Source organism: Lysinibacillus sp. LZ02 (assembly GCF_050613145.1).
In the GTDB taxonomy this organism is placed as follows: domain Bacteria; phylum Bacillota; class Bacilli; order Bacillales_A; family Planococcaceae; genus Lysinibacillus_B.
The window spans coordinates 3,784,546-3,799,191 of sequence record NZ_CP192507.1 but is presented as its reverse complement, the minus strand read 5'-3'; the positions used below and the strand labels follow the sequence as shown (position 1 = coordinate 3,799,191).

The following is a 14,646-nucleotide window of genomic DNA, read 5'->3' as shown; positions in this document are numbered from 1 at the left end:
AATCAAAGTATAAAACAACGAACACTTCTCATAATTTTAATAATTATGAGAAGTGTTTTTTATATGTTTTTTAGAGGGCATATTTTTCTATTAATAACAAAGGACCGTCTGAAAAGGCATTTCGATGTGACCACCGCAGGAGCACTATTTCTTAATGGATAATTATTAAGAAGTAAAGGGGTATCCAGAAATTTTTTACTTTCTGGACACCCCCTGTTGTTATAGCTGTAAAAGCTGCTTTTTATTTAACATTGTGATTATTACATTAGAACATACATTGTTCCAGCAGAGAGATACAGGATGTTGCTGATCGAGATATAGTAACTGGGTTGAAAGGTCTTTCCTTGTTCTTTTAATGTCGATTGTATCAAGCAAATGAGGTGATACAATTGGCAATAAACCGGTTTTAAAAAGAGCTTCTTTTAATGTCCAAAACTCATAAAAAACAGGTAGAGGCTGATGAGAGACGAATGGAAGCTCCGCCTCGGAAAGCGCATATGCCATCATCTCTTCATTCACAGGCTTTATTTCTTCAACATCAATGCCAACCCGCCCGTTAGTTGTTACTGCTAACACAATCCAATTACCAGAATGAGAAAGATTAAAATCGCCTTGCCAATGAGGATGCCCTGCAATATATGGGCGACCGTGTTCATCATGGGCCAGGTGTAACAGGACTTCATCAATGTATGGAAAGAGCGCCCATCTGATGAGGGCACTACCTAGTAAGGCTCTTTGACGATCCTGCCAATGTTTGTATTGTGTAATTTTTCTTTGAACATCAAAAGGGAGTACTTTGAGAAAAGCCTCCCATTCTGATGGTGTTAATTGTGCTCCTAGAGGCAGTGCAAATAGCTGTATATTTTGTCTGATCATCGTATACTGACTTGTTTTGGTTTAGGGAAGTAGCCTGTATTGATGCCGTATTGAATCATTTTGTGAATAAAGGCTGTATTTGGTACCGCACATTCAATCTTTGTATTAGCTAAAAATTCTATAGTTTTTTTGCAATTGAAGATAAATGGAGAGTCGCTAGCTCCATCACCTTCAAGTTGAGCAATCGCTAACGATAAATACTCCTGTGCATATTGTGAATGATCGCCATTTAATAGCCAATCTGTATATTCTTGTGTTGATACAATTGTTAAGTCATAACCAAGTTCCTTCATCATGTTGATTAATTCTAAATAAGTAAGTGATACAGGGTTACATAAATGGAAGACATGGCCGTTGGTTGCTGGCTGCTTTGCCAGAGAAACGAGTGCCTGGCTAGCGTAATTTATTGGTGTAAAGTCAACATGCCATTGAGCAGTAGGTGTTTTACCTAAATAAAGCATCGATTTAATCATACGGTAAAAGGCATTGTCATCGATATTACGTTGGAATTTACCTGTTTCGGAATGACAGCTTAAATTCCCCACACGATAAATGGAAACAGGGATCGCATCATGCACAGCATTTCGAACAAGATTCTCTGCTTCTAGCTTACTTTGAGTATAAACATTATCAAGCTTTACATCATAACTAAAGTTGCCCTTTGCTTCATCTGACCCCCATTGGATGGCAGCTAACTCCTCGGGAATACCAATTGTCGATACATAATGGAAATGCACACCTGGTTTCCGTTTGGCTATTTCAAGCAAATAGCGAGTACCATTAACATTGACATTATTAAAATGATTAGCCGCACCGAAATGACGTACATCTGCTCCACAATGAATGATGGTATTGATTTCTTTCATAATTATTCGTTCATCTTCATCAGATAAATGAAGTCGTTGCTTGCCTAAGTCGCCTTGGATAACAGTGACACGATCTTTCATCTGCAGAGCAATATGATTGCCAAAATAAAATTGCATACTTTCTATTAGTTTGTCTTCAATCGTAGTGTGGGCACTTGGTCGAATAAGGCAGTAAATGTGCGCATTTGTTGTTGCTAATAGCTCATATAAAATATGGCTACCCAAATAACCTGTAGCCCCTGTTAATAATATTGACGTCATTGGCAAAGGTTTCACGGTTTGTGAGACTTGTAGCGGACTAGGCTCCATTAAATCCTTGAAAACAATGGTAGCTGGTTGTTCTTGGGTCTCAATAGCTTCCGGCTGATAATGACGAATATATTGATCAAGCTCTGCAATCGTTTGATATTGGAAGAAATCCTGAATCTTTAAGAATGGTATATGTTTTTTTACTTGTACAAGAATTTCGAGCACTTTTAGCGAATGCCCTCCAATATGGAAGAAATTATCGTGAATACCTATAGGCTCGATACCGAGTACGTATTCCCACGCGGTAGCAAGCATACGCTGTGTATCATTTTCTGGAGCAATATATGTATTGCTGCGAGATACAGTTACTTCCAATGAGGCTAAGTGTTTTCGATCAATTTTTCCTGTAGGGGATAACGGCATTTCTTGCAATTCAATAAATTGCTCAGGCACCATATAATCTGGTAAAAGATTTGCCAAGTAGTCCCTTAAAGGCTTTTCCTCAAGCTGCATACCACTTGCCACCGTATAGTAGGCAAATAAATGATTATTTCCATCAGACATTTTTTTCGCAATGATCACGGCTTCCTGAATGCTCGTATGATGGCTTAACGCTGTTTCAATTTCTCCAAGTTCAATACGGAAGCCTCTTACTTTGATTTGAGAATCTTGACGTCCCACAAATTCAATGACACCAGTTGGCAATAGACGAACTAAATCACCTGTTCGATACATTTTTTGTTCGGGCTTTAAAAGATGGGGTACAAAGACATCAGCTGTTTTTTCAGGCTGATGTAAATAGCCTACTGCTAAACCAGCACCCGCAATATATAATTCTCCGATTACATTAACTGGACAAAGCTGTTCATCTGCATTGATAACATACATTTCATAATTGGCGATAGGTCTGCCAATAGGGATGCTAGAGTGCATGTCTGTTATCGGACTTTTTACCTTAAAATAAGAGGATAATACTGTACATTCAGTTGGTCCATATACGTTAATAATTTCTGTAGAAAGTCCAAATTTCTCTTGCCATTTTTGAACAATGGCAGGCAATAGGGCTTCACCACCAACAGACAAATAATTTAGTGTCGAGAGTTTTTCTCGATAGCTTACTGGTAAATGTGTAGCTAGCTGTGTAAAGAAAGCATTTGGAACAGTGGCAGTGGTTACTTGCTCACGGCCAATCATATCAGCAAATGCTTCAATCGATAGACGTTCTATACTTGTAAGCATATGAAGTCTTGCCCCTGAAAAGAAAGCAGTAAAAGTTTCTGTTACAGAAGGATCAAAACTATAAGAAATAAACTGAGAATAAACATCTTCTTTAGTTGAGTGGTAGATTCTTTGATTATCTGTTATTAAATTAATGACAGCTCCATGCTGAAGCATAACGCCCTTTGGTTTACCTGTTGATCCAGATGTATAAATGAGATAGGCTAAGTCGGATGGAAGCAGTTCACAGTATATATTTTCTTGTGAATAGCCTTGCTCCGTTTGGTTGATTGTTAATACTGTACGTGTTTGGGAATCATTATGTATGAAATCATTTAGTAGTGCTGTATGTTCATTTTTGGTTATGATAAATGGGGCGTCTGTGTCGTTTAATAAGTACTGACAACGTTCTTTTGGATAGCTCGGATCAATGGGAACATAGACTCCACCAGCTTTCAGGATACCTAACAGACTAATGACGGTTTCTTTACTACGTTCCATAACAATCGCTACATAGTTTCCTTTTTGCAGACCGTTGGCAACTAACATATGGGCAACTTGGTTGGATTGTTCATTTAGCTGACGGTAGGTCATCTGGCCATCTTCATAGGATAATGCAATCCGTTCAGCAAACTGTTGTGCTACCTGATAAAATACGTCGGGTATTGTGGTTTCTTTATTGTAGTCAGCCATTGTTCGATTTAAAGTTTGATACGCGATGAAGTCTTCTTCGTTCAACAGTTGTGTTCGATTGGATGGTAGAGTTTGTTGCTCAAAAGAATGGGTATTGTTCTGTGATGGGTGTACATCCAATGCTCGTATATTTTTCAATCATGACAACTCCTATTTTAGAAAAGGGCAGACACTTATGAAGGAGCGATTATAGTCATTAGTTCCACAGCGGTGAATCAATCTGTGAGTGACTAACGGACATAAATCTCCTTATAAGGGCAGCCCTTTCATTTTTTAAAAGATAAGAAAGTGTGAATTTTTTCAAATTGAAAGCGTGTCTAGCGCAAGCGGACCAGCCCCTCGTGACGTTTCGAAAGTCTCTTCGTGTGGCAAGCACACTGTGAGCCTATCTCCAACGTATGTCGTGGCTAGAGAGGGCGAATGCGCTTTTCTTATTTCACTACAAAAGTATTGACAACATTCATTAATTCATTAGATAACTCGGATAATACTTGAGCTTCTTCAGAAACTTTTTGTACCGTATTCAATTGAGAGGCAGAAGTTGCTGCTACTGCTCTTGTATTGTCTTTTGAATTGACTGAGAAATCTTCCATATCTTTAACAGCAGATGTTACTTCTTCCATACCAGCTGCCATTTCTTCGATCGTTGCAGAAAGCTCTTGAATTTGTCCTGTCACATGGTGAATGGAAGTTAAAATCTGGCTAAATGATTTTTCCGAATCATTGATCATGACAATTCCGTGATCTACCTCTTCTACAGCGTGAACCATGATATTTACAGATTCGTTTGTATCATGCTGGATATGAGAAATAAGTGTAGAAATCTCTCTTGCGGAAGCCTCAGATTGTTCAGCAAGTTTACGTACTTCATCAGCAACCACTGCGAAACCACTACCAGCTTCTCCAGCACGTGCAGCTTCGATAGCTGCATTCAATGCAAGTAAATTGGTTTGGGAAGCAATCCCTGTAATGATCCCTACGATTTCTTCGATTTTGTTGGAATGTTCGCCAAGTAATTTAACAGAAGCTGCGGATTGATTAACAGCTTTACTAATAGCATTCATTTGTACGACAGATTTATTTGTCGATTCATTACCTCTTTCAGCTTCCTCTGATGCTAAAATAGAGGATTCTGAAATTTGATTGGACGTCATGGCAATTCGTTGGATACCAATATTCATTTCTTCAATGGTAATTGTACTTTCTTTTGCTTTTTGCACTTGAAGATCAGCGCCACTTGCAATTTCTTGCATGGAAGAAGCTACGTTATTATATGAATCAGAAGCTTCCTGCATATTTACAGATAAAACATGGGCAGTGTGTGAAACACGTGCAGAAACATGCGTTGTACTTTTAATAACATTTTTTAAGTTTTCAATCATTGCATTAAAGTTTTGTGTGAGCATCCCTACTTCATCTGTTGAAGTAACTGGTAAAGGTTCAAGCTCTAAATTACCTTCTGCGACTTTTTTAGATTGCAAGGAAAGCTGTTGAATAGGTGTTAATTTTTTTCGTAAAAGAGTATAGACAGCAATAGATGAACCAATTAAGAAAATAAAAGTTACCAATAATATCCACATAGCTTCAGACATTGCTTTTCCTGTTACCATCGATACATCATAATCAATGGCATAAGCAGCCAGCATGTTCCCATTTTCATCTAAGATTGGTGTAAGCCCTGTTTTAAAACTACCAAATTCATCGCTATAAATAGCTGTTGCTGTTGCTTGTTTTGTATCAAAAACTTCTTTAATTCTTGCCAAGAAATCGGGAGATACACCCATAGCAATCATATCTTGGTTATACTCAGCTCCGAGTTCAAGGATACTAGATGAGAGAACAGGTGCATTAATATTTTCCCCATTAACTGTAATTAAAAATAGATTGATAATGCTATCAGAAATATCATTGATCTCATCCATTTCATTTGTTAATCGTAGAGCATCAGGGTTACTATTTGTTGGATTCTCTAATATTGAGTTCAACGTAGTAATATCAATGGTTTTAGCTAGGATCATGCCTTTGTCAGATAACGATTGATCCATGTCTGTCAAATTACTGTTTCTTACTATATAATAAGAAAGGCCTGAGGTAACTAATCCAAATAATAATAAAATACTTACTACTATTGCAGTTAATTTTTTACTAATGGACATTTGCTGCTTCTTGCGTTTTTTCATGCTTTTCCTCCTCATATGATATAAAAAATATTTCAAGCTAAGGGTTAGAAATGGATAATTTAGTAAATGCACTACACCTTGAAGATGTTGATATGATTCGTAGAAGTCTAGATGCGTTTTAAATGTTTGTAAATGTAAAATAATCTATTTATCCCCTATCATTTAACTACTATACTGACAAAAAAATTGATTCACAACCCAGAAAACTTACTATTTAAAGTCTCGATTTTTATGAATAAACGAAGAAATCTAGTTTTTTAGTCTATATATTTTTTAGAATAGGTTAAATATTTACTAAAAATTTACATTAAATAGTATAAAAAAGAAATATGCTCAGAATTGACTTAATTTCAGTTGATTGAAAATTTGGTTAAAACACCAATTTTTAAAACTTTTTTTAGGTCTTTTTGCTTAGTTTATCATGTCTTGTGCGCTAGGGAATATGATGATTTTTGTTATAGGAATAAAATGAAAAAAGGCTATATCTTTATTTAAGAATAAAGATATAGCCTTTTGTTGTTGTTAATGTCGTGGATTACCCAAGATACTTGGTAACATATTTGGAAGTCCTGGTATTAATGGTGGTGGGAAACTAGGATATTGCCCCCTGGACATGATGGCTAAGGCTGTGGTGGATCTGTGAACGCATGTGGTGCTTGTTCTGAACAGATGGTAGGGGGAGTTTCTGGTATTGAGGTAGGGTATCTTCCTATTTTATATGTGACCTCTGACAGCCACACGAAATTACTTTTTCACATTCTGTCTTAACAATTGAAGCAGTAGGAGTAGACATTCCAGAACCAGCAGGCGCAGGAATGGGTATGCCTGATATGGGTGGCATGATGTAAGGAAAAATCTAAAACCTTGAACTAGCAAGGGTTAGAGCGTCTATCATTATACTGCGGTCAATTTTATTGGCTCGTATGCTAGTGAATAACACTAAATATGGAATGGAGGTCTCACAGTAATTCATTGAATTTCTATGAGGTGTCTTTTTCGGTTCTGTAATATTTTTGATATTTGCAAACTATTTGGGGAACAAGAGTGTAGAATTATAAAATTCATTCAGCTATAAAATAACAAAGCAGCCTAGATCATCTAAGATTTAGGCTGCTTTGTTGGTATACGATATTCGTTAATTTAAATTAATGGGCAGTATATCCTCCGTCAACAAGAAGGGTTGTACCATTAACGAAACTAGCATCATCACAAGCTAAAAATAAGACAGCCTTTGCTATCTCTTCTGGTTTACCAAGTCTTCCTTGAGGATGAAGTGAAGCTAAATGTTCTTTCGTTTCCGAATCAAGTTGATCGAGTAATGGAGTGTCGATATAGCCAGGGCAGACCGCATTGATACGGATACCTTCTTTTGCATAAGCAGTACATAAGTTTTGCGTTAATAATCTTACGCCACCTTTTGCAGATGAATATGCTGGTATTTCTGGCAATGAAACAAAACTATGAATAGAACCAGCGTTTACAATGACTCCACCTGTGCCTTGTTTAAGGAACTGTTCAATCGAATATTTATCAGAAAGGAATACCCCTGACAAGTTAATATCAATCGTTCGTTTCCATCTTTCATAGGACAATTCATTTGCAGGTGCATCATCAGCAATTCCAGCATTAGCGTACATTATATCTAATTTACCGTATTTATTTACCGTTTCATTAATCATTTGTTTAACGTTTTCTTCATTTGTTACGTCTGTTTTAACAAATAACGTGTCATATCCATTAGCATTTAATTCTTCTGATATATCTTTACCACGTTCTGAAAAGTCTGCAATAACCACTTTAGCACCTTCTTCAGCAAAAAGGCGAACAGTCGCTTCTCCGATTCCGCTTGCGCCACCTGTTATAATTGCTACTTTGTCTTTTAATTTCATATCGATCTCTCCATTCGAATTCAAGTCGCTATTCATTTTTACTATTTCTTAGATTTTTTATCGGGCAGTTGCTCCTCTATCAATCACAAAATCTGAACCTGTCGAGTAAGTTGATTCATCAGAAGCTTAGTCAGCCATTCCAGTATTGATGTATCCAGATTGTATAGAGTTTGCTCTGACACTCGCAAAAGTATACTCCATCACTACATCTTTTGTCATAACGTGTACGGCTCCTTTAATAGCACCATATCGACCCTATCAAACCTGCTATGGAGGAAAATGAAGTTTCGAAAATGTTCTTTAATTTGTCACATTTTCATCTTACTACATTCAATTTGAAATACAATCCTATAAAGTGCTGTATAATAGTTATGTGTATACCCTTCATTTATAGGGATATTTGTTGGAAGGAGAAAAATTTCTTATGACTATTACCTTTCATCCAAATGAGAAGATTACATTTCAAGAATTCGTATTGTTCAATAAAACTCATAGTAAACAGATTGAAAGAAACATAAATATCTATCTTAATCTAGAACCTTCCATTTCCGAGTCAGATCGGAAAGTAACTGAAATGTTGTTGCAATCATTTTTCAGTCTATTGATTAATTCAAATATTGAAGATATCGATGATGAGGCTAGTTACTTAAATATTTGGTTTCAATCTCAGTTATCAAATGTAAACCAAAAAAGTTTTAATCTATTTCAATTGGTTTATCAAAAATCATTGATTGCACTGATTATTCAATTAAAATATAACTACACGGTTCCTATGTTACTGTGTTTATTATCCATTTTTACTCACCTTGTCCATAGTTATAACAATTGGGTGGATGGAGATGATACAGAGAACACCAAGAAAAATCTCCAAGAAAATAGGCAACTTAAAACACTTCAATCAATAGACAAATTGAACAAAATCCTGATAAGTGCTTCAGGAGTTCAAGATTTCGCCTATATATTAAAAAAATGTGAAGAGTATTTTAATTACAAACGATGTGTTTTCTACGCTTATGCCCCTTGGTCGAATCAATTTTATGGTGTTCTTGGAGAAGAACTTCTAAAGATACAGAGCATGAAAGGACAACTGACTGAGGAGTATAAAGTTTTTAACCGTGAAAAACCAATTTATTTGAAAAACCCAAAAGATTATGTGAAAGATGAACATATAAAATTATTTAATCTGTCTTCCGTTATCTTTATACCGATTACCCATCAAGATCAATTGTTTGGATGGGTTACTTTTGATCAGTTAGGAGAAGAATTTAATTGTTCAAAAGATGAGTTAGATTTACTTGAACAAGTAGGGAGACGCCTTGGATTATTTTTATCAAGAGAGGGTACAGGAGTAGTAAAAACTTCAAATCTTCAATTAACAGAAAGAGAATACGTGATTCTGGGTTTGCTAGCGGAAGGATACGATAATAAAAAAATTGGCGCATTATTGTTCCTGAGTGAACATACAGTGAGAGAGTATGTGAGCAGATTAATGACTAAACTAAAAGCGAAGAATCGAACGCAAGTCGTTGCCTCTGCTTTTCGATTAGGTTTATTAAATTGAATCTACCTTTACTTACTTGGTGATTTGAAGCGGGCGTATTTTCCGATATTGAGGTAGGGTGTTTTCTTATATGGAGATGACCTGATACACTCACACGAAATTCTTTCTTCACATCGAACGACGACTACTTTACAATAGAAAATCATTGGGAATTGGTAGTTGCTTGATGCTTGTAAAAAGAAACGTAGATACACCAATGGTTGAATAAACTTAATCCGTAACTGTGCGATTATTACTTCATCTCGTAGCAAGGGTTTACAGAGTTTTTAACGGTTGAATTAATAGCCATTTAGTAGACATTTCAACACTTCTTTTTGTAAAGTCGTGTTACTCACAATGAAAATACAAAGCAATGACCACTTCTCATCATTTCTAACATTTGATGAGAGGTGGTTTTTTGTATGCTTTAAAGTTTGCGTATGAGGAGTCTATTGGTGATAGGAGCATAATAAGCAATCGTTATATCGAGTTCCTTTTAGGCCGGGTACTGATTGTCTAAATCATTTACGGGAATGGCGGAATGTGCCTATATTTGTCGAAAAAAGTAGAAAAAAATGAGTTTTCACTAAATTCATAGTGTTTTCTTCCGATATTTATTGCATAAAAAGATAAATATTGCGGAGGAAAAGTATGGGCATTGGTAGGAAATTATATCTAGGGTTTGCGATGGTTGTGACACTCCTTATTATTAGTGTAGTCATTGCGTATAGTCAGATTACAAAGGTTGATAATGAGTATGCGTTTTTATTAGATGATCGTGTGAAAAAAGTTGTAATAGTAAATGAAATGAATAATGCGTCTTCATTGCAAGGGTTATATTTACGTTCGTATATCCTCTCACCGTCAGCGAAAACAGCAGAGAATATAAAAGAACAAACGGCCAGTATAAAAGCCTCTATTGAAGAATTAGAACCAATCATATTGGCTGAAGAAATGAAAGAAGAGCTAGCGATTATAAAAGAAAACACTGTAGAATTCGAACGGATTTCAGTAAAGGTGATTAACCTTGTAGATGCAGGTGATGCAGCAGCTGCTGTAACCTATGCTAAAAATGAAATACAGCCAATAAATGAAGCTATTTCTAGCGCAATCATAAATATGAACGCATATCAGCAAAGTCTAATGGATACATCCCGTGAAGAAATTGATCAGAAGGCTACGACTGCAAAAAATGTAATGGTCTTTATTGCTATATTAGCCGTCATTATTGGAGCGTCATTAGCCATAATTATTACACGTCGTATTACAAAGCCGATTAATGCACTAGAGCAAGCAGCTGAAACGATTGCACAAGGAGATTTAACGATAAAAGATGTAGAAGTATATACAAAGGATGAAATTCGTTCATTAGCCACTTCATTTAATACGATGAAAAAGAATTTACATGGGCTTGTGTATAGTGTTTCTCAAAATGCAGCACAAACAACAGCAGCAGCGGAAGAACTAGCTGCATCGACAGAAGAAGTGACAGCGATGTCTGAGGATATGGTGAAGCGTATCGAAATGTTAGCGCAAGGTGCCTCTCAAGCAGCCGTACTAGGAGAAGAAAGTGCGATTGCAATGGAGGAAACAGCGAAAAGTGTACAAACCATCGCAGAATCGACACATAGCTTGCATAACCAAGCCATGAATACACAAGGGATTGCAAGTACAGGTGATACCACGTTAAAAACAGCTGAAAATCAAATGGAAGTCATTCAGCAATCTTCTGATATAACAAATGAGCGCATTCAACAATTAAGCTTACAATCCGAAGAAATCAACAATATTTCGAAAATCATTACAGCAATAGCGGATCAAACCAATCTGTTAGCATTAAATGCGGCAATTGAAGCTGCTCGCGCAGGAGAGCATGGAAAAGGGTTTGCTGTTGTGGCAGATGAAGTACGTAAGCTAGCAGAGGAATCGAAGGAATCGGCAAATAAAATTGGCGAGTTAACATCCATCATTCAAAAAGATACGAAGGCAGCGGAGAGTGCTGTGCAAACAACTGTGAAAAATGTCAGTGAAGGTGTTACATATATTCAAAATGCACAATCCTCCTTTAATGAAATTGTGGAAGCAGTTACAAGTATGGTAGACCAAATTGCTGATGTATCTGCATCAGCAGAACAAATTTCTGCTTCTACACAGGAAGTAGCAGCTTCCGTAAATGAAATGTCACAAAATGCAAAATACGCTGCCGGTGAAACAGGAGGGATGGCTTCTGTAACAGAAGAGCAATCTGCAACAATGGAGGAAATTAGTATGGTCGCTCAATCTCTTTCAGCAGATGCTATGAAACTGCAAGATGAAGTGAATAAATTTAAGTATTAATATAATGAAATAATACGCATTTTCGTTAGGTATTCCTTCGAAAATGCGTTTTTAATTTTAGCTTATAGGAAAGTATAAGCTGTATAGATATTTACGTATTAACTTGATAGGCATAAAAATACTAGAACAAATGCCTCTAAAATAATAAATAAACATATTTTTATCATGTTAAATAAGGAAAAGTTAATTTTTCTATGTAAATTGCCTATAATAAGCAAAAAAAGCTGATTGGGTGTTTGTATGGAGACGATTGTCAAAGTAGAGCGTATTGTAATCGAAAACTTAAAGAATGTCGTATTTGGGGAAATCCAACTGCATGTCGATTTTAAAAATATGAGAAAAGCGAACGTAATGGGCTTGTACGGACAAAATGGATCGGGCAAAACGACGGTTGTCAATGCGTTTGAGCTGCTTAAAATATTATTATCGAGTGCGGTCATGCCAGAAAAGTTGCCGCCTATATCGAAGCATTTGATTCATGTCGAAGCAGAACGAGCGAAATTAACATTCGATTTCCTCGTTCGCAATCAATGCGGAGAATTTTTTGTCCAATATCATGTGGAATTAGTGCGCGGAGTGGGCAGACTTTACCCGATTGTTGAGGAGTTACATTACCGTGAAAATGTGCCGAGAAAACGAATGAAGCTGCTGGCGAAGAAAGATGGGCAGCATATCCAAATTCGTACGCAAACAGTAGAAGAAATGAAGCAACAAGATAAAATAGCTGTCATGGTAACGAACCAATTATCCGAGAGAGAAAGTACCTCTTTTCTTTTCCATAAAGAGCTACAGCCGATGTTGGAAAGCTATTTAAAGGAAGTGGAGTGGCAGCTCATTCAAAGCTTAACACAGGATTTTAACCGTGATTTGTATGTCATTAATAATGAAAATATCGGTTTTGTTATGACGAAATACTTGATGCCATTTAGTGTCTACTTAGAACAGTCACGTGGCATGATTCCGTACAATTTATCGGAGCCTGCGCTATTACCGAAGCCGTTGTACGAAACACTCTGTCAGGTCATTGAACAAATTAACTATGTGCTGTCAGCTGTTATTCCAGGATTAAAAGTGGAAGTGCGCGAAATAGCAATGCAACTTTTAGATAATGGCGAACAAGGGGTACGGTTCGAATTTTTATCGAATCGAAACGGGCGTGTGTTGCCACTGCGAACTGAGTCAGAAGGTATTTTAAAAATTATTGCTGTATTAAGCGCTCTTGCAGCTGCTTATAATAAGCCAAATGCCTGTATTGTTATCGATGAGCTAGATTCGGGTGTATTTGAGTATTTATTAGGTGAATTATTAAAAATTATTGCAGAAGCGGGACAAGGGCAGTTATTTTTCACATCGCATAATTTACGCTTACTGGAAGTGTTAACGACCAAAGATTTATGGTTCACAACGTCCAATGAACAGAGAAGATACATTCAGTTAAAAGGGGTGAAAACACTTCATAATACACGTGATGTGTATTTACGTGCGATTCAGCTAGGTGGACAAGACGAGTGCGTTTATGAAGACACGAAATCATTCCATATTAAGAAAGCTTTTTGGAAAGCGAGGAGGGGTGAAGAGTGAAAAAGGTCATTTTAATTATTGTGGAAGGACAGACGGAGGAAGCGATTTTTTTCGACTATTTGCAAGAACGCTTTACGGATGCAGAAGTAAGAATTCATGTACAAGCTGGGGATGTATTGTCGGATTTACGAAATAAGAAAAATATTAAAAAAGTCGTCGGTCAATTAATTAGAGATTATTTGGAGAAATATCGTTTTTTACCGCATGATGTATTAGCAGTTCTTCATTTTACTGATACAGATGGCTGCTTTGTGGTAGATGATCAAGTAGTCGTGGATAGCACGGCTGAAAAGAATTTGTTTTATGATGAGGAAAGCATTGTTGTACCCGATGACAACAAAAAGCAGATGATTCAACAGCGAAATGAACAAAAGGCACAAAACATTCGCATCTTGTTTGCAGATCACCACTTTTCGATTAGATCCATTAAAATTCCGTATCAGCTGTATTATTTTTCAACGAACTTAGACCATGTATTATGGGACGAGCGCAATACGAAGGGCTATGAAAAACTTGAAAAAGTGGACAAGTTTTTAGAGCAGTTCCATGCGAATATTGATCAATTTTTATGGCAATTTGTAGAGGGAAAGCAAGAAGGCGTGTACACAGAGAAATATAAGCACTCCTGGGAGTATATTATGGAAAGTAATCATTCCTTAAGCCGCAAAACGAATATGCCATTCCTTTTAGAAATGATTGATACCCTATCATCCGAACCCTTTTCCTCAAATTGAGTGAAGAGGGTTTTTATTATTTAAATCATAATGAGTAAATATCACAATATATATTACCATTTGAGTAACCGTTGCTTTCCGCTCCGGCACTCGCTTTCCACGGGCGAGATCAAGCCTCCTCGTCGCTCATACTTCGCTCCTGCGGGGTCTTGATTGTCTCGCTTTTCCCGTAGGAGTCTCGTGCCTCCGCTACAAGCAACTATTGTTGAATACAATAATAATCGGTTGCTCAAAAATAATGAAAGATTCTCATTAATGAAAGTAAAGGCTGGACGATTATACATGCAAACAGAAAGAAAATGATTTCTTTTATAGAAGAGAAATATTTTTCTAGCACATTGAGAAGTATTCACTTTTGCCGTAGCGCGCCATAGCCACAGGAGCCAAGATTCTCTTTGCGACGAAAGCGAAGAGTCAGGAGCAGGAACAGGAGATCCAAACAGGCCACGCCTGTTTTAGCTCCTATGTAGGCTGTGATACATA

General features: G+C 36.8%; 8 protein-coding genes. 4 read left to right on the top strand and 4 right to left on the bottom strand.

What is annotated here, in order from left to right:
- Positions 1-219: 219 nt before the first annotated feature.
- The 4 genes from ACQQ2I_RS18315 to ACQQ2I_RS18300 all read right to left on the bottom strand — a co-directional run bounded on the left by ACQQ2I_RS18315 (position 220) and on the right by ACQQ2I_RS18300 (position 7,971).
- Positions 220-876 (bottom strand): 4'-phosphopantetheinyl transferase family protein, encoded by a 657-nt coding sequence (locus ACQQ2I_RS18315; protein ID WP_431028191.1) that lies wholly within the window; start codon positions 874-876, stop codon positions 220-222.
- Positions 873-4,040: an amino acid adenylation domain-containing protein gene (locus ACQQ2I_RS18310; protein ID WP_431028190.1), complete on the bottom strand. Its 3,168-nt coding sequence runs from the start codon at positions 4,038-4,040 to the stop codon at positions 873-875. The genes ACQQ2I_RS18315 and ACQQ2I_RS18310 overlap by 4 nt, the downstream gene beginning before the upstream one ends.
- A 293-nt stretch (positions 4,041-4,333) precedes the next feature.
- Positions 4,334-6,082 carry a methyl-accepting chemotaxis protein gene (locus tag ACQQ2I_RS18305; RefSeq protein ID WP_431028189.1) on the bottom strand — a complete coding sequence of 583 codons (1,749 nt, stop codon included), beginning with the start codon at positions 6,080-6,082 and terminating at the stop codon, positions 4,334-4,336.
- A 1,145-nt stretch (positions 6,083-7,227) separates the two neighbouring features.
- A complete protein-coding gene (locus ACQQ2I_RS18300; protein ID WP_431028188.1) occupies positions 7,228-7,971 on the bottom strand; it encodes an SDR family NAD(P)-dependent oxidoreductase in 744 nt (247 codons plus the stop codon).
- Between the two features lie 424 nt (positions 7,972-8,395).
- On the opposite strand from ACQQ2I_RS18300, the gene ACQQ2I_RS18295 reads away from it, so the two are divergent.
- The 4 genes from ACQQ2I_RS18295 (at position 8,396) to ACQQ2I_RS18280 (ending at position 14,163) form a co-directional block, all read left to right on the top strand.
- A complete protein-coding gene (locus ACQQ2I_RS18295; protein ID WP_431028187.1) occupies positions 8,396-9,532 on the top strand; it encodes a LuxR C-terminal-related transcriptional regulator in 1,137 nt (378 codons plus the stop codon).
- A gap of 630 nt (positions 9,533-10,162) precedes the next feature.
- The gene (locus ACQQ2I_RS18290) at positions 10,163-11,848 is read left to right on the top strand and encodes a methyl-accepting chemotaxis protein (RefSeq protein WP_431028186.1); all 1,686 of its coding nucleotides are present in this window, start codon (positions 10,163-10,165) and stop codon (positions 11,846-11,848) included.
- Between the two features lie 240 nt (positions 11,849-12,088).
- Positions 12,089-13,429: an AAA family ATPase gene (locus tag ACQQ2I_RS18285; RefSeq protein WP_431028185.1), complete on the top strand. Its 1,341-nt coding sequence runs from the start codon at positions 12,089-12,091 to the stop codon at positions 13,427-13,429.
- Positions 13,426-14,163, top strand: a complete 738-nt coding sequence (locus ACQQ2I_RS18280; protein ID WP_431028184.1) for a hypothetical protein — start codon at positions 13,426-13,428, stop codon at positions 14,161-14,163. The genes ACQQ2I_RS18285 and ACQQ2I_RS18280 overlap by 4 nt, the downstream gene beginning before the upstream one ends.
- Positions 14,164-14,646 lie beyond the last annotated feature (483 nt).

Bases quoted from the DNA above. Each gene is read 5' to 3' on its own strand.
- ACQQ2I_RS18300 (WP_431028188.1), bottom strand. From the start codon at position 7,971: ATGAAATTAAAAGACAAAGTAGCAATTATAACAGGTGGCGCAAGCGGA.
- ACQQ2I_RS18290 (WP_431028186.1), top strand. From the start codon at position 10,163: ATGGGCATTGGTAGGAAATTATATCTAGGGTTTGCGATGGTTGTGACA.
- ACQQ2I_RS18315 (WP_431028191.1), bottom strand. From the start codon at position 876: ATGATCAGACAAAATATACAGCTATTTGCACTGCCTCTAGGAGCACAA.
- ACQQ2I_RS18285 (WP_431028185.1), top strand. From the start codon at position 12,089: ATGGAGACGATTGTCAAAGTAGAGCGTATTGTAATCGAAAACTTAAAG.
- ACQQ2I_RS18305 (WP_431028189.1), bottom strand. From the start codon at position 6,082: ATGAAAAAACGCAAGAAGCAGCAAATGTCCATTAGTAAAAAATTAACT.
- ACQQ2I_RS18295 (WP_431028187.1), top strand. From the start codon at position 8,396: ATGACTATTACCTTTCATCCAAATGAGAAGATTACATTTCAAGAATTC.